Annotated in this window: 21 protein-coding genes; 6 read left to right on the forward strand and 15 right to left on the reverse strand. The window is 61.0% G+C overall.

All coding sequences use genetic code 11. The features are described from left to right. Nucleotides 1–43: 43 nt before the first annotated feature. Nucleotides 44–736: an SDR family oxidoreductase gene (locus HMPREF2808_RS11290; protein ID WP_070533472.1), complete on the reverse strand. Its 693-nt coding sequence runs from the start codon at nt 734–736 to the stop codon at nt 44–46. 5 nt (nt 737–741) lie between these two features. Then, a complete protein-coding gene (locus HMPREF2808_RS11295; RefSeq protein ID WP_070520320.1) occupies nt 742–1,278 on the reverse strand; it encodes an NADPH-dependent FMN reductase in 537 nt (178 codons plus the stop codon). Between the two features lie 83 nt (nt 1,279–1,361). Between HMPREF2808_RS11295 and HMPREF2808_RS11300 the strand changes: the two genes are divergently transcribed. Genes HMPREF2808_RS11300 through HMPREF2808_RS11310 form a run of 3 tightly spaced genes read left to right on the forward strand, consistent with a single transcriptional unit; the run spans nt 1,362 to nt 5,330 of the window. Next, nucleotides 1,362–2,504 (forward strand): Fic family protein, encoded by a 1,143-nt coding sequence (locus HMPREF2808_RS11300; protein ID WP_070520323.1) that lies wholly within the window; start codon nt 1,362–1,364, stop codon nt 2,502–2,504. Between the two features lie 23 nt (nt 2,505–2,527). Continuing rightward, nucleotides 2,528–3,142 (forward strand): sugar O-acetyltransferase, encoded by a 615-nt coding sequence (locus HMPREF2808_RS11305; protein ID WP_246818579.1) that lies wholly within the window; start codon nt 2,528–2,530, stop codon nt 3,140–3,142. Beyond that, nucleotides 3,135–5,330: an ATP-dependent RNA helicase gene (locus HMPREF2808_RS11310; protein ID WP_070624723.1), complete on the forward strand. Its 2,196-nt coding sequence runs from the start codon at nt 3,135–3,137 to the stop codon at nt 5,328–5,330. The genes HMPREF2808_RS11305 and HMPREF2808_RS11310 overlap by 8 nt, the downstream gene beginning before the upstream one ends. Here HMPREF2808_RS11310 and HMPREF2808_RS11315 read toward each other — a convergent pair. Beyond that, complete coding sequence (locus HMPREF2808_RS11315; RefSeq protein ID WP_369816024.1) at nt 5,327–6,103, reverse strand: TSUP family transporter; 777 nt, start codon at nt 6,101–6,103, stop codon at nt 5,327–5,329. The two genes, HMPREF2808_RS11310 and HMPREF2808_RS11315, sit on opposite strands and share 4 nt — an antisense overlap. A gap of 16 nt (nt 6,104–6,119) precedes the next feature. Here HMPREF2808_RS11315 and HMPREF2808_RS11320 point away from each other — a divergent pair, with 16 nt between their 5' ends. Continuing rightward, a complete protein-coding gene (locus HMPREF2808_RS11320) occupies nt 6,120–7,172 on the forward strand; it encodes an AbrB family transcriptional regulator (protein WP_369816023.1) in 1,053 nt (350 codons plus the stop codon). On the opposite strand, the gene HMPREF2808_RS11325 is transcribed toward HMPREF2808_RS11320, so the two are convergent. The 3 genes from HMPREF2808_RS11325 to HMPREF2808_RS11335 all read right to left on the reverse strand — a co-directional run bounded on the left by HMPREF2808_RS11325 (nt 7,152) and on the right by HMPREF2808_RS11335 (nt 10,810). Then, entirely contained in the window at nt 7,152–8,402 is a 1,251-nt protein-coding gene (locus HMPREF2808_RS11325; protein WP_070533481.1) for an ATP-binding protein, read from the reverse strand. The genes HMPREF2808_RS11320 and HMPREF2808_RS11325 overlap by 21 nt on opposite strands. Before the next feature lie 106 nt (nt 8,403–8,508). After that, on the reverse strand, nt 8,509–10,170 hold the full coding sequence (locus HMPREF2808_RS11330; protein ID WP_070624729.1) for a DUF885 domain-containing protein: 1,662 nt from the start codon (nt 10,168–10,170) through the stop codon (nt 8,509–8,511). A 70-nt stretch (nt 10,171–10,240) separates the two neighbouring features. Continuing rightward, a complete protein-coding gene (locus HMPREF2808_RS11335; protein ID WP_070624731.1) occupies nt 10,241–10,810 on the reverse strand; it encodes an LOG family protein in 570 nt (189 codons plus the stop codon). Nucleotides 10,811–10,908: 98 nt separating this feature from the next. Here HMPREF2808_RS11335 and HMPREF2808_RS11340 point away from each other — a divergent pair, with 98 nt between their 5' ends. After that, nucleotides 10,909–11,985, forward strand: coding sequence for an ROK family protein (locus HMPREF2808_RS11340; protein WP_070520347.1), 1,077 nt, complete (start codon nt 10,909–10,911; stop codon nt 11,983–11,985). Here the strand turns inward: HMPREF2808_RS11340 and HMPREF2808_RS11345 are convergent. The 6 genes from HMPREF2808_RS11345 to amn all read right to left on the reverse strand — a co-directional run bounded on the left by HMPREF2808_RS11345 (nt 11,982) and on the right by amn (nt 16,967). Continuing rightward, a complete protein-coding gene (locus HMPREF2808_RS11345) occupies nt 11,982–12,560 on the reverse strand; it encodes an HAD-IA family hydrolase (RefSeq protein ID WP_070520350.1) in 579 nt (192 codons plus the stop codon). The two genes, HMPREF2808_RS11340 and HMPREF2808_RS11345, sit on opposite strands and share 4 nt — an antisense overlap. Continuing rightward, nucleotides 12,493–12,888: a hypothetical protein gene (locus HMPREF2808_RS11350; protein WP_070520352.1), complete on the reverse strand. Its 396-nt coding sequence runs from the start codon at nt 12,886–12,888 to the stop codon at nt 12,493–12,495. The genes HMPREF2808_RS11345 and HMPREF2808_RS11350 overlap by 68 nt, the downstream gene beginning before the upstream one ends. A 63-nt stretch (nt 12,889–12,951) precedes the next feature. Beyond that, nucleotides 12,952–13,434, reverse strand: a complete 483-nt coding sequence (locus HMPREF2808_RS11355) for a ferritin (protein WP_070520355.1) — start codon at nt 13,432–13,434, stop codon at nt 12,952–12,954. A 112-nt stretch (nt 13,435–13,546) separates the two neighbouring features. Next, nucleotides 13,547–14,995, reverse strand: coding sequence for a SulP family inorganic anion transporter (locus HMPREF2808_RS11360; RefSeq protein ID WP_070624733.1), 1,449 nt, complete (start codon nt 14,993–14,995; stop codon nt 13,547–13,549). Beyond that, entirely contained in the window at nt 14,995–15,510 is a 516-nt protein-coding gene (locus tag HMPREF2808_RS11365; protein WP_070520361.1) for a phosphoribosyltransferase, read from the reverse strand. Before HMPREF2808_RS11365 ends, HMPREF2808_RS11360 begins: the two co-directional genes overlap by 1 nt. A gap of 53 nt (nt 15,511–15,563) precedes the next feature. Beyond that, a complete protein-coding gene (gene amn, locus HMPREF2808_RS11370) occupies nt 15,564–16,967 on the reverse strand; it encodes an AMP nucleosidase (protein WP_070520364.1) in 1,404 nt (467 codons plus the stop codon). A 168-nt stretch (nt 16,968–17,135) separates the two neighbouring features. Here amn and HMPREF2808_RS11375 point away from each other — a divergent pair, with 168 nt between their 5' ends. Continuing rightward, nucleotides 17,136–17,885: an esterase/lipase family protein gene (locus HMPREF2808_RS11375; protein ID WP_070520367.1), complete on the forward strand. Its 750-nt coding sequence runs from the start codon at nt 17,136–17,138 to the stop codon at nt 17,883–17,885. On the opposite strand, the gene HMPREF2808_RS11380 is transcribed toward HMPREF2808_RS11375, so the two are convergent. Genes HMPREF2808_RS11380 through bioB form a run of 3 tightly spaced genes read right to left on the reverse strand, consistent with a single transcriptional unit; the run spans nt 17,882 to nt 20,051 of the window. Next, nucleotides 17,882–18,805 carry a Sir2 family NAD-dependent protein deacetylase gene (locus tag HMPREF2808_RS11380; protein WP_070520370.1) on the reverse strand — a complete coding sequence of 308 codons (924 nt, stop codon included), beginning with the start codon at nt 18,803–18,805 and terminating at the stop codon, nt 17,882–17,884. The two genes, HMPREF2808_RS11375 and HMPREF2808_RS11380, sit on opposite strands and share 4 nt — an antisense overlap. An 11-nt stretch (nt 18,806–18,816) precedes the next feature. Next, the gene (locus tag HMPREF2808_RS11385; RefSeq protein WP_070520374.1) at nt 18,817–19,071 is read right to left on the reverse strand and encodes a biotin synthase auxiliary protein BsaP; all 255 of its coding nucleotides are present in this window, start codon (nt 19,069–19,071) and stop codon (nt 18,817–18,819) included. Then, on the reverse strand, nt 19,071–20,051 hold the full coding sequence (gene bioB, locus HMPREF2808_RS11390) for a biotin synthase BioB (protein WP_070520377.1): 981 nt from the start codon (nt 20,049–20,051) through the stop codon (nt 19,071–19,073). The genes HMPREF2808_RS11385 and bioB overlap by 1 nt, the downstream gene beginning before the upstream one ends. Nucleotides 20,052–20,098 lie beyond the last annotated feature (47 nt).

Below are 20,098 nucleotides of genomic sequence, written 5' to 3' on the forward strand. Positions count from 1 at the left end.
ATGCCACTATAAGAGGCGTCTCACCTGCAGCGAAACAGGTAAATTAGCTTTGCGTGCGCGGCTTAATAGTCATGGTGTCAATGTTGACGTGCTCCGGCAGGGACGCCACCCAACGCACTGCCTCAGCGATGTCTTCTGCGGTGAGGTTGAGCTCGCCGTCATAAACTTGTGCGGCACGTTTGGCGTCACCCCGAAAACGATTGAGGGAAAACTCCTCCGTGGCTACACGGCCCGGGTCAAGTTCGGTAACGCGAACGCCGTGCTCTTCAATACGCAGTGCACGAGAAATCACGCGGACGCCATGCTTGGCGGCATTGTAACCGGAACCGCCCTCGTAGACGTTCCACCCGGCCACGGATCCCATGTTGATAATGAGCCCGCCCCGCAGCTTCGGCATGAGAGCCTGGATCATCCGAACGGTGCCAAGGACGTTGACGTCATACATCCACTGCCAATCCTCGATGGTGGTGTCCACGAGGGGCTCCAGGCCCTTAGCGCCACCGGCGTTGTTGACCAAGAGGTCAATGCGGTCGAGGTGGGAAACGAACTCGGCCACGGACTCGTCCGAGGTTACGTCGAGGGCATATGCCTCGCCGCCGATGTCGTTCGCGAGGGCCTCAAGGCGCTCGACGCGCCGCGCGCCGACGACGACACGCCAGCCGTCAGCCGCCAACGCTCTTGCCGACGCCTCCCCAATCCCCGAAGACGCTCCTGTAACGACTGCCACTTTTTCCATGCGCCCTAGGATAGGGCTTCTTCCAGCTCGGCGCAGATGTTTTCGACGATTCCACTCTTGAAATCAGCCGGGGTGAAGGTGCCATCCTTCATGTCGGTATTTAGCGAGATATCCAACTGAGTGCGCAGCTGCGGCATGGAGAAGTTCGCCATGATAAGGCGCCACGCCTCTACCGCGCGGATGCCGCCGCTGAAGCTGTAGCCCACGTAAGCAATCGGCTTGGCCACCCACTCGGCACCGAGGGAATCGACGGCGTTCTTGAACGCGCCCGGCACGGAATGGTTGTACTCCGGGGTGACGAAGATAAAGGCATCGCAGGAATCGATAGCATCGGACCAGGCCTGCACATTCGGGTCCTCGTAGTTTTTGTTTGCCGCCATAGGAATGACGGAGGTGGTGAGGATCGGGACATCGAAAGCCTTGAGGTCAATGAGCTCGTAGTCCACGTCGCGGCCCTGAGCGAGGTCGGTGACCCACTGGGCGATGGCCAGCCCGGCGCGGTCGTCGCGGGTAGAGCCGAGGATGATGCCGATTTTCGCCATAAGGATGCCTTTCATGATTTTGTTAACGCGTCAACGTCTGAGGGTACGCCGATATGTCGACGCAATCGACAAGTCACCCAGATATGTCGAAAATTCTAGAAAAAATCGACATATCCGCTCAACATGTCTATTCTTTTACCATGCCAACCTATAGCCCGGACACCCCCTACAATGGGCTTCCGCCCCTCCCACCAGCAGAAGTGGTGGAAACCGTTCCCGTGCTTAAGGCCATCATCGATGCTAAGGAAAAACTGGCTGAACTGCGTACGGCCTGCCAGCTCATTCCCAACCCGGAGATCATCACCTCAACGATTCCACTGCGTGAGGCTCGTGCTTCCTCCGAGATTGAGAACATCGTCACCACGAATGACGAGCTCTTCCGTGCGGCGTGGCACGTCGATGCTGAGCCGACTCCTGCCACCAAGGAGGCTCTTCGCTATAACGCCGCGCTCCACGCTGGACTTTCCTCGCTATCGCAGCGACCTCTATCCGAGAAGACGGCAAAAATCGTATGCAGCACCCTTCTAGATACTCAGGCCGAGGTGCGTTCACTTCCGGGCACATTTATCGGTAACCCTGTAACGAAGGAGCGGCTCTACACCCCACCTGAAGGAAAGGAGATTATCGAGGGCCATCTCGCAGCGTGGGAGGACTATATATATTGCAGCCACGACGTTGATTCCCTCGTAAAGATGGCACTGCTTCACTATCAATTTGAAGCAATCCATCCTTTCTACGATGGCAATGGGCGCACTGGACGAATCCTTAACGTCCTCTACCTCATTCAAGAAGATCTTCTTGAGCTGCCGGTTTTATACCTGTCCGGGTATATCGTCGACAACAAAGCAGACTACTATCGCTATCTCAACGCTGTTACAGCCAAGGGAGCATGGCAAGACTGGCTTCTCTTTATGATCCGCGGCGTTCACGCAGCGGCTGCCGACGCCTCCTCGATGATTACCCAGCTTCGGGCTATCCAGGAAAACACTGCGCAACGAATACGTTCTGCGGGCGTGATTAACCATCCCCTCGAGATGGCCGAGCTCATTCTTATCAAGCCCTATGTACGCATTACTGACGTGGTAGAGATGGGCTTCGTCAAACGCCAAACTGCCAGCGCGTGGCTGGCACATCTCGTAGATTTAGGAATCCTCGAAGAAATCCAACAAGGCCGCTCCAAGGTTTTCCTTCACCGTGCCGCTCTCGATGTTCTGACTCGAGACTAAGACGAGGGAATAGGATGGCTGACATGCATCACCCAGACGAAGGATCCTTTGAGCGCATGACCAGCGGGCAGTGGTTCATGCCCGGTGTCAACGAGGAGGTCAGCGCCGAACATCGACGCGGCTTCCTGCTGGTCAAGGAGCTCAATGAGCTGCACAACACCAACCCAGAGCGCGCGAAGGAGATCTTGCGAGAGCTGCTTTCGCCCGAGTCCGAGGTTCCCGGGCTGCACGTCCCGCTCAACTTGGAGTATGGCTGCAATGTGACCATCGGAAAGGACGTCTTCATCAACTTTGGCGCAACGATCCTGGCGCAGGCGCCTGTAACCCTCGGAAATCACGTCATGATCGGTCCGAACTGCTCGCTTATTACCGTGGGGCATCCTGTCAACGACCATGAGATGCGAGCAAACGGTTGGGAGATTGCGAAGCCTATCAGCGTCGGCGATAACACGTGGTTTGGTGCCAATGTCACTGTGTTGCCGGGCGTCACCGTGGGCAAGAACTGCGTCGTGGGAGCGGGCACGCTGGTGACTAAGGATATCCCGGATAACTCGCTGGTCTTGGGCTCACCGGGACGTGTGGTGCGCAAGCTGGAGGATAACGAAGATAGGTGGGAGCGCCAGGATCTCGATGTTTGATCTCAAGGCGATCGGCAAAGGACTCCCCGTCCTAGAGACTATTGATTCGCTTCCTTCCGAAGGCCACGTCGTCGTCCAGGCTCCGCCCGGCACGGGTAAGACCACGCTTGTTCCACCGGCGTTGGCGAACCAGGCAAACGGCAAGGTTCTCGTCACCGCACCACGCCGCGTGGCGGTGCGTGCCGCGGCCAACCGCTTGCAGGAGTTGTCAGGCCAGCGCATCGGCTATGCGGTGCGCGGTGATTCCCGCAAAGGTCAGGACGTCGAGTTTGTTACCCCCGGCGTGCTGTTGCGCCGACTGTTGCGGGATCCGGAACTCACTGGTGTTGATGCCGTAGCCATCGACGAGGTGCATGAACGCCAGCTCGATACCGATTTGGTGCTGGGCATGTGCTTGGAGTTGGCTCAGCTCCGCGATGATTTCCGGGTCATTGCCATGTCCGCGACTGTCGACGCCTCCCGCTTCTCCCAGCTCATGGGAGGGGCACCGATCCATTCCACTGAGGCAGTGACGTACCCGCTCGACATTTCCTATGAACCGATTCCGGGACGTGCCGCGGGCGATCGGGAGTTTTGGAAAGGCGTGGCCAAGGTTGCCGCGCGGCAGCACGAGTCCACGCTGGTCTTTGTTCCCGGCGTGCGCGAGGTCAACCTGGTGTGTGATGCATTGAGCGGCCACAACGTTTTTCCGCTCCACGGCCGCCAAACCACGCAGGAGCAGGACGCGGCCCTGTATACGCGAGAACAGCGCATCGTGGTGGCGACGTCTATTGCGGAGTCCTCGCTGACCGTGCCGGGCGTGCGCACCGTCATCGATGCTGGATTGTCCCGCGTTCCCAAGCGGGATGCGCAGCGCGGGATGAGTGGGTTGGTGACAGTGTCGACGTCGAAAAGCAGCGCCGACCAACGCGCCGGACGTGCCGGGCGCGAGGCGCCGGGTACCGTCGTCCGTTGCTATTCGCAGGAGGATTACCAGCACTTTTCTCCGCACGTGATTCCAGAAATCCTTTCCGCGGACCTCACGCAGGCAGCGCTGTTTATGGACTGTTGGGGCGCGGGACCGGACTTCCCCTTGCTTGATCAACCGCCGAAGGCCGCGCTTGCCGACGCCCACCGCACCCTAGATCTGCTTCATGCCACTGAAGAGTTGGCGCTTTTGCCGGTGCACCCGCGATGGGGCGCGGCACTGTTGAAGTACGGTGCGGGGGCAGCATGCACGATTGCTCGTCTGGATGATTCGGACCCGAAGCGGCTTGCCCGCTTGGTGCCCAACAACGGGCCGGTGGACCCAGGCGTGGTGGTCGCTAGCGCCTTCCCGGAGTTCGTGGCTAAGCGCGTGGCTGACAAGGAGTACTTGTTAGCGAGCGGTACCCGCGCGCGGCTACTCAACGGTGAACAGGGAGCTGACTGGTTGGCGGTGGCGGAGGTGTCGTTGGCGCAATCTGGTAACGCCATCATTCGTGAAGCCGTGCCCATCGCGGAAAAGGATGCGCTCAGCATTATCGGCGTGACCGAAGAGACGCGAGCGTTTCTCGACGGATCCAAGGTCCGCGGCGTGCGCGTGCGTGCGGCAGGTGCCATCGTGTTGTCGGAGACGCCCGTGAAGGTCTCTGGCGATGAGGCGGTGGAGGCACTGCGTAAGTCCGGACAGGGCTTAAGCTTGTTCCACTTCAGCGAGAAGGCCCAGAACCTGCGGGAACGTCTGCGGCATCTGTATCGGGCCTACGGAGAGCCCTGGCCAGATATCGACAATGCCAACCTTGAGTGGCTGGATCCGGAGCTGCATGAGTTGGCGATTGGCGGGCGCCCAGACATGTATCCGGCGCTGCAACGATTGCTGCCGTGGCCCGAAGCCAGCCGCTTGGACGAGCTCGCGCCGGAGCGTTTGCCGGTGCCGTCCGGGCGTGATGCAAAGATTGATTGGTCCGGCGAGCGCCCGGTGGTTTCCATCAAGTTGCAGGAGTGTTTTGGTTTAGCGGAGTCCCCCGAATACTGCGGCCACCACGTGCAATTCCATCTACTGTCTCCCGCCGGGCGGCCGCTTGCTGTGACCGATGACTTGGCCAGCTTCTGGTCCGGGCCCTATGCCGGGGTGCGCGCCGACATGCGCGGGCGCTACCCAAAACACCCGTGGCCCGAGGACCCGTGGAATGCGGTAGCAACCGCAAAGACGAAGAACAGGATTTAACCCCACTGCTGCCAGGCCAGGTACACGCTCATCACCACGACGAGAGTGAGCAGCGCATAACGGATGAGCTTCGCACCGCCGCCGAGCACTGTTCGCGCGCCCAGCTGCGCACCAATGATATTTGCCGCTGCGAGAACAAGTGCTAGGCCCCATACCACGTGCCCGCCCAGAATGAAGGCGATGAGCGCGCCAACGTTGGTGCACGTGTTGACCACCTTGGACATCGCGGCGGAAGTAAGGAAGTTCTGGGAGAAGATGGCTGTAAATGCCATGATGAGGAACATGCCGGTGCCGGGGCCAAAGACGCCATCGTAGAAGGCAATGGCCGCCACGGCGGCTAACCCCGCCCACGTGCGCCAGCCGCCGCGGATACCGTCTCCTTCGCCACTGCCGAAGCTTGGACGGAAAGCCACGAAGGTACCCACCGCCACCATGAGCACAATGATGACTGGGCGCATGATGTCTTTGTCGATGAGCGCGACCGCCGTGGCGCCGAGGCTGGAGCATACAAGGGCGATAAGACCCATACGGATGAGCTCGCCCTTCGGCGGGCGGACTTTCCTGACGAGCGTAATGGCCGCGGACGCTGTGCCAGATACCGCCGCCACCTTGTTTGTGGCTAGGGCGGCGGCGGGAGCAAGCTGCGGTGCCACCGCCATGATGAGCGGAATAAGGACGAGGCCGCCGCCACCAATAACGGCGTCGATCCATCCGGCCACGGCAGCTCCAATAGTGAGAATCGCCCAACCACTCAATCCAAAGCCCATGACCATCATTAAACTCGATTGCATGTCTGTGCGTGCAAGGTGGGCCATCGTTGCCCCGGGATCTGTTGCTCTCGGGGCAGTATTCAGCTACCTGCACGTGCCCGCCGCCTGGATTCTGGGCGCCATCGTGGTCTCCGGCGCCATGGCACTGACGACGGGCAAGGAGCTTTCCGTCAACGATCGCTTCTATGCTGTCGCTCGCGGTTTCATCGGAATGATGGCGGGGATACCGCTGACCCTTGTGCCTGCCTCCACGCTCATTGGCTTTGTGCCGGCTGCGGTGACGATGTCCCTCATCACCGTGCTTATCGGTGTCGCTGGCGGTGTTCTGCTACACCGCTCACAGCCGAAGGATATTTCCTGGGAGACGGGCATTTTATCCATGCTGCCCGGCGGAGCCTCGCTCATGCCCGCGCTGGCTAGCGAGCTGGGTGCGGACTACCGCTACGTGGCGCTGACGCAATATCTGCGCCTTCTGGCGGTGTCGGTATCGCTCCCTTTGGTGGTTTCTTTGTTAGATGCTCCTGCGGGCGAAGGCGTCGACATGAGCGTTGACGGCGAGGTCACGTGGTGGATTGTGCTGCTGACCCTCGCTATCGCCGTGGTTGGTGAGAAGCTAGGCAAGCTCGTGCGTTTGCCTGCGGCTGCGGTGCTAGGTCCGCTCATCTTGACGGTGCTGGTCGCGCAGATTATCCCAGCCGGCCACACCTTGGAGCCGCTCTACGTGTTCAAGATCATGGCATTCATGTCCATCGGCTGGGTCTGTGGTGGCGGGCTGTCGGTACCGGCACTGCGGGCCTTCGCCAAGCAGCTACCGGCGACGATCCTCTTCATCATTGTCGTGATCGGCGTGTGCGCGCTGACCGCCCTGCCGTTGACCGCGTGGCTAAACATCACCTACTTTGAGGCTTACCTCGCCACCTCGCCCGGCGCGCTGGAGACGGTTCTCGCGCTGTCCGCAGAAGGAGGGGCGGGTCCCGCCGTGGTGGCCGTACAGATTATCCGGCTCATCATCGTGCTCGTCATCGCCGGCTACCTGCCGCAGATTCTGGGGCTATTCCGCAAGCGCCGCTAGTGGTACCACCCAGACCCCATCCGGACGTTGGAAAGCTGGACCGCTGGGAATCACAACTATCAGCGCTGCTGGAGGCGAAGAAAGCTTAGCGGCTACGTGCTTAAGGTGTGCTGCCGCTGCATCGACCTCGTTGTGCGAAAGTTTCGCCTCAAATCCCACCCACGAACCATCTCGAAGCTCCACTACTGCATCAATTTCTTCGCGCCCCTTCATATCCCTCAGGTGGAATACTCCGCGCGCACGCAGTGCCTGCGCATAGACGCGCAGATCGTGCACAAGTTGCGCCTCGAAGAGGATGCCTAATGTCTCTAAATCCCCAAGCAGTTTATCTGGACCCGTTCCCAACAAAGCAGCAGCCAAACCGGGATCGGCAAGCTGGCGTTTAGGCATTTGGACCATGGAAGTCTTCGACCTCGTACGCGGTGACCAAGCTGGTTGATCCTCAATAAGGAAGAGGCGCGTAGCAAAATCGTGAATGACGTTCACAGTTTCTGCGGCTGGTGTCGAGGTAGCGCTGCTGAGTTCTCCTATGCGTTTACGAATCGCTGCAGCGGTGGCCGGCTGGGCAACTAGTCCGGCATAGGCATGAAGGAAAGACTGGAAACGGCGCGGATCGCGGCGCGGTCCGCCAAGCTCCGGATAATCGTGCTCGCTCATCTCCGTGAGGTAGGATTCCATCCCTTCCTGCGCGTCGAGCGGATCAAGGTCAAAGAACTCCGGAAAACCACCAGCAACGATCCATCGGGCATAATCCGCCACGGTGGCGTCCGTCCCGGCTGTAGGCTCTTGATTGCCAGCAATGATGGCGCCCAGTGATACCCGCTCAGCAGCAAGTTCTCGCTCTGCCAAACTCAACGTGCGCAATTGAATAGAACGAATACGGCCTGCGCCCGAATGCCTGGTGGCATCGTCATTGGGCGTGGAGGAGCCTGTAAGGAGAAACTGTCCTTTCTCCGGTGAGTCATCAACTGCATGGCGCACTTCATTCCAGATAGCAGGGACAACCTGCCACTCATCAATAAGCCGCGGCCGCGCCCCTTGAAGCCCCAAAGCCGGTTGCATGCGCGCAAGGTTTGCTTCTGGGGAGTCACGGTCAAGTTGAATGACGGACTTTGCGAATTGGCGTGCTGTTGATGTTTTCCCACTTGCACGGGGGCCTTTGAGGAAGAGGGCTCCCGAAACACGGAGCCCTCTCTCGACTTCTGCATCAACGATTCGGGGCAGGTACATACCACGCATGTTAGCCCGACAAGTGGATAAATCACAGAGTCACTAGTGGATAAATCCAAGAGTCAGGTGTGGATAAATCCAAGAGTCTAAGAAGCGACCTGGGGTTTTAGTCCAGAATTGTCTCACGCAGGATCGACATCGGCACAGAGCCTAGGGCCAATGCCTGGGAGTGGAAATCGCGTACGTCCATGCCCTGCTCCACCGCAGCGTCGCGGGTTTGCTGCCACAGGCGCTGGCCCAAGGCATAAGACGGAGCCTGACCCGGCCAACCCAGGTAGCGGGTGACCTCGAAGGAGAGGTTGGCATCATCCATCGCGGTGTTCTCACGCATGAAGGTCTTGACGTGGGACTTATCCCAGACACCGGACGTGTTGCAATCCGGCAAAGGCTTACCCAAGTGGAGTCCGATGTCCACCACGACGCGGGCGGCGCGGAAACGTTGGGCGTCGAGAAGCCCCATGCGGAAACCTGGGTCATCCATGTAACCCAGCTCCGCCATGAGTGCTTCCGCGTAGAGAGCCCAGCCTTCACCATGGCCGGAGTTCCAGGTCACCGCGCGGCGCCACAGATTGAGGTCAGGCTGGGTCAGCGCGGCACCAATCTGCAGGTGGTGGCCCGGCGCGCCCTCATGGTGGACAGTGGTCAGCTCCTGCCAGGTGTGGAAAAGCTCCTGACCAGACGGTACGGACCACCACATGCGGCCGGGGCGGGAGAAGTCATCCGACGGCGAGGTGTAGAAGATACCGCCGGTGCCGGCCGGGTCGATGCAGCACTCGATTTCTTTAACGGCCTCCGGGATATCGAAGGCGGTGCCGTCGAGGTCCTTAATGACGCGATCCGCGGTGGACTGCATCCACTCCACCAGCGCGTCGGTGCCATGGAGCTGGTAGCGCTCCTCCTCGTTGAGCTTGCGCATCGCGGCGCGGACCGTCACGTCGGAGCCATAGAGCTCGTGGGCGATCTTTTCTTGTTCCGCCTTGATGGAACGCACCTGATCCAGGCCCCACTCATAGGCCTCATCGAGGTCCACGGCATCCCCGACGAAAAGCCTGGAGAAGCGCTCGTAGCGCTCCCGGCCCACCGCGTCCTGGGACGGAGCCTGCGGTTGCAGCTCGTTGGAAAGCCAATCGGCGAATTCGCCGAAGGCTTCCTTGGCCGCGTCCACCTCGGGGCCCTCCACGCCAAGGTCCTCGAGCATGGAGCCGGCGTCGGCAAGCCGCTCACTCTGCACGAATACTTCCGAGATCTGGCGTTGGGGCGCCACCATGCCACGCGACGCCGCCTCGGTGAGGGACTCCTTGTAGCCGCTGAGGGATGCCGGCACCTTCGACAGGCGCGAACGCAGGGCGTCGAGCTGTTCCGGAGTGTCCTTCGGCATGAGCATCAGGGTGTCGCGGATGGTCTGCACCGGCGAGGCAATGTTGTTAAGACAACGGATGTCCTCACCAGCATGGTGCAGGTCAAGATCCAGGCAGAGACGGTCGCGCAGGACGGCGGCGGTGACGTAGTCCACCTCGTCGAAATCGTCGTCATCGTCGGATTCGTCGGTGGTGTCATCGAGTGCATCGAGATCCGCCATCATCTCACGGGTGCGATCCGCCACGGAGGAGTAGTACTCCGGGGAGAAATCTTCCAGCTCCCCATCGAAGCCGGGGATTCCCCACGCGGTGGCATCGGTGGGCGTGAGCTGCGCGAGGTCGTGGACGAAGTTATCGCACGACGCGTCCAGCAGCGAAGGCTGGCGCTCTGCGTTCTGGTCAAAACTCATAAGGGCGAAGTCTAACGAAGATCTGGGGCTTTGGGCCAACCCGGCGCCGCCTTATTTACCAGGTTGTTAGCTAATTGTTGCTCCACTTGCTACCCGGGCTCACCCAGGATGCGAATTCGTTCAGCACTTCAGCTGGATCGGCATTGACCACGAGCGCATCGAGGAAGCGTTTTTGGACAAACCCCTCCTGCACCATTGCGGAGTACATTTTTCTAAACGGCTGCCAGTAGCCGTTCACGTCTACGAGTCCCACCGGCCCATCGATGTTGCCCAACTGCTGCAAGGTGAGGACCTCGGTGAGCTCCTCCAGGGTCCCCACGCCACCCGGCAGGCACACGAAGGCATCGGCGAGCTCCTCCATGCGCGTCTTGCGCTGGGCCATGGTGTCGACCACCTCGAGCTGGGTTACCCGCTGGTGGGAAAGCTCGTAATCGACGAGCTGGCGCGGGATTACTCCAATGACGGTTCCGCCGGCGGCAAGGCAGGAGTCCGCAACGATACCCATCAGGCCTACGTCACCACCGCCATAGACCAGGGTGAGGTTTCGGCGCGCGAGCTCCTCCCCCAAATGGTGCGCGGCTTGGCTATAGGCCTCAGAGTTTCCGGCGGCGGAGCCGCAGTACACAGCAACAGAATCCATGGGTATCACTCTATCGCAGGCGCATTTCTAGACCATGATGTCTACTGAATCCTAATTTCTATTAGACAATGCGGTCTGGTGAATTTATACTTGACGCCATGATTAAATCCGGTCCCGTGTTCACGCGCCCCCGCACCCCAGCGGCGAAGTGCCTCCACATCATTCGACTCAACCCCGTTGTCACCCGCAGTGAACTTGTCGAAGCCACGGGACTCTCCCAGCCCACAATCACCCGCGCCACCGCCGCGCTTTTGGGTGCTGGACTGATCCGCCAGCGCACGGATTTGACGCAGTCCCGCGGTCGCGGGCGCCCCACAGTGCCCCTGGAGGTAGCGGATAATGACTGGATGCTGGCCGGCATTGCCGTCGGTACCGCCTTTACCCACATCGCCTTCTTTGACACGCAGGGACGCACGCTCCGCGAGGAAGACGTGGCTACACCGGTTTCTCGCCTGAGCGCGAGTGACGTCATCGAGCACATCATCGCTGGCGTTAATCGCCTCATGGCCGGCCTGGATCGCCGCTTGGTGTCAGTCGGCGTGACCACCTCCGGCAGCGTCAACGAGGCCGGGCGCATCACCGCCCACAACCTGGGGTGGGACGAAATGGACATCGCCAGCCGCCTGGAGTATCAGTTCGGCGTTCCAGTAGTTGTGTCTTCCGTCATCCCGGCGATCCTCGGCTCAGAGACGCAGTCGACGGAGATGGGAGCGGAGAAGCCCGTCATGGTGCTCTACGCGGATGACTCCGTTGGTACTGCGCTCACAGTTGGCGATGAGATCGTGCAGCTCAACATCGATGACCCTGACTCTCTCGCTACGCAGGCGGTGCTCGATGTGACAGGTGAGGAGTCTTTCCCAGACGTGGTTGCGAACGCTGACGATGAGACGCGAGCGCTTCTCGACGACCGCGCACGCTCCCTCGGCGCCACCGCCGCTGAGCTTTTGGCTGAGTACAAACCTGACACCCTCGTGGTAGCCGGCGGAGCCTTCTCAGATGATCCGGCAGCGCCGAAGCTCTTTGCTTCCGCTGTACGCCAGGCCACCGACCACCCGGTGGAGCTGCGCATGATTCCCTCGCACACCGAGATTGTTCGCGCCTGCACCCGCGCTGTGGCGCTGGACCCGCTGCTGCGCGTGCCGCTCGATCTCGGCCGCGAGGCCAAAGCTGCCTAAAAGGGGATTGAAGTAATTCCCGTAAAAAGGTGGGCTTTGAGCCCAAGGTGCTGGGCGCCGGCGACGAAGTCCGGCCGATCGTCGAAGAAGTGGGTGTCCTTGGCCTGGGCCCCGAGGGCATCCACGGCCACGAGGTAGGCTTCCGGATCCGGCTTGGCCACCCCTATATCGCAGCTCAGCGTCACGGCGGCGCATTCTTCCAGCCAGGGCTGCGTCTGGCGGATCCTGGTTCCCAATGCCGCCGGCACATTCGCCAGGATGCCAACACTATGGCCCTGGCCAATAAACCCTAGGACCGCACGAACCATTTCTTCGTCGGCTACCAGCAGGTGCTCGGTGTCCAATTCGATGGCGTGGCTGACATCAAAAGGAGCAAGACCGGCCAGCGCGCGAATGCGGCCCCAATATTGCGCATCGCTCAGGTGCCCAGCGTCATATGCAGGGCGAAACTCCTCATAAAGAGACCAAAAGTGCTCTACATTGTCGGGACGGAGGTAATCCTCCAGCTCAGCGTTCCCGGCGGGCGTAGCTGACCGCATGAGCACGCCGTAGAGGTCGAAGAGCAAAGTGGCCATGCGCCCAGTGTAGCCAGACCGCAAGAGCGCCAGTCAGCGTGCCCGCTACGAAAAGCGGAAGCGATAGTGTGCCATGTGCCAACAGCGTCGAGGTTGCCCCCACGAGGAATAGCCCGCCCACGCTAAACAGGGAGCGGCTCAGCGCCGTCGCCGCCGCGGCGGCGCACAATAAGAGGGCAAGCCCGGCAAACGGGCCGAGCATCACCGCGAGGGCGAAGAAAAAGGTTCCCAGAGCCATGTTGGTTGCCGCCAGCCACATGCCACCGACCAATGCAATCGCTAGCCCGGCAAGGGCACCGCAGATGAGCATGAGGCGCGTTGTAGTCATAAAAAAATTCTCCCACCAACCGCAGGGGGCCGTGGGAGAATCCGCGCAAACTATATGGCTTCGTTACCGTTGCGCCAGCGAGCCATCGACGCGCAGCAGGCCAGAACCGTCATTGCCCACCAGCTTGAGCTGGTCAATGATCTCAGACACGGAGGACTCTTCCTCAACCTGCTCCTCGAGGAACCAGTTGATGAGACCACGGGAATCCAGGTCCCCAGCCGCATCTGCGGTGCGGGCGATCTCTCGGATCTGCTCCGAGACCTTCTGCTCATGCGCGAGGGATGCCTCAAAAGCATCGAGCGGGGTGGCGGCCTTGACGGAGCCGACCTGGATATCCTCCAGCTCGACGCGGTAGCCGCGGTCCAACAGGTGCTCGGCGAACTTCTGTGCGTGCTCGCGCTCTTCCTCTGCCTGCTTGAAGAACCAATCGCGCATGCCTGGGAAGGACAGGTTGTCCATCTCGTAGGCCAGCTGAGTGTAAATCAGGGCTGCGCCGTGCTCATTATTGACCTGGGCGTTGAGGAGCGTTTGCAGTTTCTCATCCATAAGAGTTATTCCTTTCGTGTGTTGTTCCCACAATACAGAAAAAAATCGGGCGCGCTAGCAAGGTGATCTTAAGCAAACTCGCACGTCATAACACTTTTTCTGGTAGGTTTACCTAACCCAAATCTGAGATCCGCTGGTAACGCGCGAGGCTAACACCATCAAGGCCCCGGAATTCCACCGCTATTCCACGGCTTGCGTACTTGCTTTCCACAGCCTGGAGCACCGCCACGGTTGAGGCATCCCAAATATCGGCCTCTGAGAAATCCACGATGACCTTCTCCACCGGCAGGGTGTAATCGAAGGCGTAGACCAGATCGTTCGAGGAGGCGAAGAAGAGCTGGCCGCGCACAGTGTAGACGTTGCCCTCTAGCTCCACCGACACGAGGTGGGCGACGCGGCGTGCAAAGGCCACCGAGGCAGTGAGCACACCGAGGATCACACCGACCGCCAGGTTATTCGTGGCCAAGGTGCCAATCACCGTCACCAGCATGACGAGGGTTTCGCTCAGAGGCATGCGGTGAATCGTGCGCACCGAGCGCCAATCCACGGTGTGGAAGGACACCATAAACATGACCGCCACAAGAGCAGCCATGGGGATTTTCCCTACGGTGTCCCCCAACACGAGGATGAGGATAAGGAGGAAGACGCCGGCGAGGAACGTCGACAAGCGCGTGCGTGCCTGCGATTCCTTGACGTTAATCATGGTCTGGCCAATCATCGCGCACACGCCCATGCCGCCGATGGCAGCGGCGAGCATGTTGCCGATGCCCTGGCCCACGGATTCGCGCGTTTTATCGGAGTGGGTATCCGTGAGGTCGTCGACAAGCTTGGCGGTGAGCAGGGATTCCATGAGTCCGACGAGTGCCACCCCCAGTGCATAGGGAAGGCAGAGGAGGAGGGTGTCCTTCGTCCACGGGATATCCGGAATGACGAAACCGGGCAGGGAGGTCGGCAGCTCGCCTTGATCCGCGACGTCGGGAACCTGCCAGCCGAAAATCACAGTCAACATGGTGACAACCACGATCGCCACGAGGGGCGCGGGGATTACCGTGGTGATGCGCGGCCACACCACCATGATGACGAGGCCCAGAGCAACGAGAGGATAGACCAGCCACGGCACCTGCCACAGGTGACCCAGCTGCGCGGTGAACATGAGGATGCCCAGCGCGTTGACGAAACCCAGCATGACGCTGCGGGGGATGAAACGCATGAGCTTGGCGACGCCCAGCATTGCCATCACTACTTGCAGGATGCCCGCCATCCAGATGGTCAGGAGCACGTACTGCAGGCCATGCTCGTGGGCCAGGGGCGCGATAACCACGGCGACAGAACCAGCTGCAGCGGAGATCATGGCTGGGCGCCCGCCAGTGATGGCGATGGACATTGCCATGATGACGGAGGCGAAGAGCCCCACCTTGGGGTCGAGCCCGGCGAGGATGGAGAAACTTAAGACTTCCGGGATGAGGGCCAGCGCAACAGCAAGCCCGCCAAACATCTCCTTGCGGAAGCGGGCGGGCGAGCTGAAGGCCGCGCGGAAAGAACCGGCGGAACGGTCAGACATTAGTGGCCGTCTTTGAAGGAACCATCGCGGGTGATGACCGGCAGGACCGACCAGGCAAAGTTGATCCACTGGTCGGTCTTCTTCCACGAGAAGTCCGGCTCAAAGATGGTGGTCGGCTTGGTGTAGATGACGGCGGACTTGACCTCGGACGCGGTCTGCTCGAGCAGGTTGACCACGAGGTCGAGGGTCTTGCCGGAATCCGCTACGTCATCGACGACGAGGACCTTCTTGTCCTTGAGCGAATCCGTATCCAGCTGCGGGTTAAGGAGAATCGGCTCCGGCAGGGTCTCACCGATATCGGTGTAGAACTCCACGTTGATAGCGCCCATTTCTTTGACGCCGATGGCATAACCAATAGCGCCTGCAGGGATCAGGCCTCCGCGGGCCACGCCCACGATGAGATCCGGGAACCAGCCCGAATCCACGATTTGTTGCGAAAGGTAGCGGCTGGCCTCACCGAAGACCTCCCACGTCAGGTTCTCGCGTTCCGGGTTCCACCACTCCGGGGTGCTCATCGTCTAGGTCTCCTTCGCCAGATTGTGCATTTCCCTCAGTCTAATCATCTACCTCAGCGGAACGGAACCTCCGCCACCGTTCGGCGCAGTTTGCGGGTGCGCAGCCGCTCCGGATTCTCCGCCAAAGCCTCCACCGCGCGCACCGCACACATGACGTGGGCTTCCTTCGAGTTCGAGTAAAAGGCCTGCGCTTGGGCGGGAAGCTTGGGCACGGCGTGCAAAGGTAGATCGGAGACCGACAGCAGCGTGCCGTAGGGGATGCGGTAGCGGTAGCCGTTGGCGGCCAGCGTGCAGGATTCCATGTCCACGGCCACCGCGGTAGAGTGGCGCAGCCATTCCCACAAGTCCCGGGAGGTGCGCCACTCCCAGTTGCGGTCATCGGTGGAGAGCACCGTGCCGGTGCGCATGAGCGAATTGTCTTTCCCGTATACCTCCTCGACGGCGGCCTCCAGCATGCGCTGGATTTCCGGGATGGCGGGAATCGGGTTGCTGGTGGTGACGGTGCCGTCGAGGATGTGGTCTTCGCGCTGATAAGCATTGCCCAGAATGAGGTCGCCGATGCGCATGCGGCCATCGAGCCCTGCGCAGTGGCCGATCATGATCCAGGCCTCCGGGCGCAGGACCGCCAAGCAGTCCGTAATGGTCTTGGCGTTAGAGGGGCCTACACCGATATTGATCATGGTGATGCCATCTCCGCCGGCGGTGATGAGATCAAAACGGGGCATCTGGTAGCGGGAGGTGAGGGTGAGCTCGTCGACGTCGAGAAGCACCGCGTCATTGGAGTGGATGGTCTCCCCCGTGGGCAGCACGAGCGCGGTGTAGCGTGAATCCTCACGTGAGAGTTCGCGCAGGCCGAACTTGACGAACTCGGTGGTGTGCATGGCGTAGTTGGTGAACAGGATGTACTTCTGCACGGTGTCCACCTCGATACCGGTGTAGTGCTCGATGCGAGCACAGGCGATGTCGAAGCGCTGCGGGCCGAAGTGGAACAGCGGCTTTTCTTTCCCGTGAAAGGCCTTCCACGCGCCGTCAACGATCCCGTCATGAACCGCATCGAGGGTGGGCCGGGGTATATCGCCGCGGTCCTGGGGAATTTCTGTAATCCCCCGGATATATTCCGGCGGGATGCGCTCATCCGATTGACCGACGTAGATATCGCAGGGGTAGTTATTGGTGAGCCGCGTGAGCTGCTCCGTGAGGTAACTACGAATCAGCCATGGTTTTGATATCACTGCCGAGTAGCGGCCCTCTTGGTCCACGTAGCCGAAGGGCTCAGAGCGGTCGATGGGTGTCCATTGGCGGATATCCACGGTGATCTTCGGGTAGACCACGTGGCGGTAGGCGTCGTGGTCCCCCGAGGCGAGAGCGTGACGTGCCAGCTCGCAGGAACTGTCATAGAGCTCGCTGAGGCGGGAAATCGCTTCATTGACGGAGTGGACATGCTGCAGGTCGGTCATGCTCGCGAGTGTATCCATGAAAGAAGCCCGCCGCGGTGAGGCGGCGGGCTCTATCCCCATGACTAATCCGGTAACGCGTGCGGTGTGGAGCTCACCGCCCGGCCCGTATTAGGCAAGCCTTAGCTTAGTAAAAAAGTTGGAGGGGCGTCAAGGGTAAACTGCAATCCCATGACCACACTCCCCCTCGGTGCCCGCAGGCGGACGCGAGGCGTGTGCGAAGACGACTGGTCCGCGCGCCCCACCGCCGAACGACCCTGGCCGGTTATTTTGATCCACGGAACCTGCGACAGCAAAGGCGTCTGGCAAGTCCTCGCAGACATGCTCCGCGCCGCTGGCTGGGCCACCTTCGCCCCTGACTACGGGACCCGCGCCACCGCTCCCCTGCAGGAATCCGCCCGGCAGCTCGACGCCTACATCAACGCCGTCCTTGCCGTCACCGGCGCGGAAAAGGTGATCCTCGTGGGGCATTCCCAGGGCGGATTGCTGGCTCGCTATTGGATGCGCATGCACGATAGCGCGGGGTTTGTACGGCACGTCGTCTGCATCAGTGCGCCCAACCACGGAACGACCCAGGGCGGAATTGCCAGCCCCCTCTTCCGTGGCGAGCGCCAGGAGGAGGTCGTGCGCACGCTTATCGACGGCTGGTTTGGCCCCGCCGGCATGCAGCAAGTAGTCGGCAGCGAGGTCGTGGAGGCAACGAACCGCGACAGTGAGGTCGAACCCGGTGTGAGCTATACGTGCATCGCCACGCGCTCCGATGCCGTCGTGGTTCCACCCAACACCTGCTTCCTCAACGGCCAGCAGGTACGAAATATCTATATTCAGGACATCGAGCGCCGCGCGATAATCCGCCACGAAGACATGCCCTTGGACAAGCGGGTATGCCACGTGGTGCTCGAAGAACTGGAGCAGCTTTAGAGTTCTAGCTCATCCAGGATCGCGTCGAAAGCCGGGCCCACCTGGGTGCGCCACAGGGTGTCGACGCGATCGTCGGCGCGTCCCGGCCCTCCATTGATGGTGGCCACGCGCTTGCCTTGTTTCTTGGCCTCTAGGACGAACCGAAAGCCGCTCATGACCGCCAACGAAGAACCGGCAACGAGCACCGAGTCCGCCGCGTTGACCATCGCATAGGCGGCGTCCTTTTTGTAGGTAGGCACTGGCTCACCGAAATAGACTACGTCTGGCTTCAGGCGCTGCGAGCCGCACTGCACGCAGCCGGGCATGACGAATTCTTCCACTGCTTCCTCGCTGAGGGCGACGTCGCCGTCGGGGTTCACGTCCGCTTTGTTGACTGCCCAGCGTTGGAGGAATTCCGGGTTGGCTGTGGCCGCGCGGGCGTCGTAGTCCGCGCGTGCTTCTTCGTACCCGCAGCTCAAGCACACGACGTGCTGCATATCCCCATGCAGGGCGATGAGGTTGCGCTGCCCAGCTTCCTCGTGCAGGCCATCAACGTTCTGCGTGACAACGCCCGTGAGAAGCCCGGCGCGCTCGAGCTCGACCAAAGCGTAGTGCGTGCGGTTGGGGTGTGCGGCCTGCATGACCCGCCAGCCCACAAAGGCGCGGGCCCAGTAGCGGTGGGAGGCCTGCGGGTCGTGCAGGAACTCCTGGTAGGTCATGGGGCGGTGCCGGCTGAGGGAGCCGTTCGGGCCGCGGTAATCCGGCACGCCTGATTCTGTAGATACACCTGCTCCCGTGAGGACCATGACGTTGCCGCGGCGTAGTTGCTCGGCGACGGCGTTCAACGCTTGTTGTGGAGGCGTCGGGGTCGCAATCTCTGAGACGACGCGGGAAATCGAGCGCAGCGCAGACCGATGGGCGTGGGCAACAGCGGGATCCATGGTGCCCCAGCTTACGGAAGTACCTCCTCATAGAGATAGTCCGAGTCGAGCTCGCCATGGCGCGAGCAGCGCGCGTTCCAGCCGTCCGGGCGCACCTGCACCACCATGCGGCGCCCGCACAGCTGGCAATAGCGCGGGACGTCCAGGCCGGCCGCGGCTGCCGGGTGCAGGGTGAATTCCTCGCTTAGTGGTTTCCCAGTGTTGGGGTGGAACAGCGGCTCCTCGCCGGCGAGTACGGCAGCGGCCAGCTCCGTCGAGCTGTTCATTAGAGCGCCTTGATGGGCAGGTCGATGCGGCCGAGCATGTCGACGTCCTTCTCGATCTGCTTGCCCAGCGTGGTCAGGTAGTTTCCGGCGATGATGGCGTTGATGCCGCCGAGGAGGCCCTTTTCGGTGCCGTCGTCACCGAGGGAGAGCTCGCGGCCGCCTGCAAAACGGAGGGTCACGGACGGCATGGCCAGGCGGAATGCGGCCACGGCGCGCAGCGCCTCACCGAGCGGGACCAGCGGGTAATCCGCGAACGGGGTGCCCGGGCGGGGATCAAGGAAGTTCATCGGCACCTCGCAGGGCTCGATCTGGGCCAGCTGGTAAGCGAATTCGGCGCGGTCTTCTAGTGATTCGCCCATTCCGATGATGCCGCCGGAGCAGACTTCCATGCCGACTGCACGGACATTCTCGAGGGTCTCTTTGCGCTCCTCCCAGGTATGCGTGGTGACCACGTTGGGGAAGAAGGACTTGGAGGTCTCCAGGTTGTGGTTATAGCGCTGGGCGCCCATGTCCTTGAGGCGCTGCGCTTGCTCGCGGGTCAGGGTTCCGAGCGAGAGGGAGATTTCGATATCGACTTCATCCAGGATGGCCGGAATGGCCTCGGCAACCTGGGACAGGAGGTTCTCATCTGGGGCTTTCACAGCTGCCACGATGCAGAACTCCGTCGCACCCGTCTTGGCCGTCTTCTTGGCGGCCTCCACCAGCTCCGGAATGTTGAGACGCGCGGCGCGTACGGGAGAATCAAACAGGCCCGACTGTGAGCAGAAGTGGCAATCCTCCGGGCAGCCGCCGGTCTTAATGGAGATGATGCCTTCCACGGACACGTCCGGACCACACCACTTGAGGCGGGTCTTGTGGGCGATGTCCGCGATCTCTTCCAGCTGCTCATCCGGGATCTGGAGAACCTGCAGGAGTTCTTCTTCGTTGAGGCCGATGCCCTGCTCCAGGGCCTTCTCGCGTGCGATGTCTACGATGCTCATGCGGGAAACATTACTTGAACACCGTTCAAGTTGTGGTAAATCTGCCG

The organism is Corynebacterium sp. HMSC078A10 (genome assembly GCF_001811565.1).
Lineage (GTDB): Bacteria > Actinomycetota > Actinomycetes > Mycobacteriales > Mycobacteriaceae > Corynebacterium > Corynebacterium hesseae.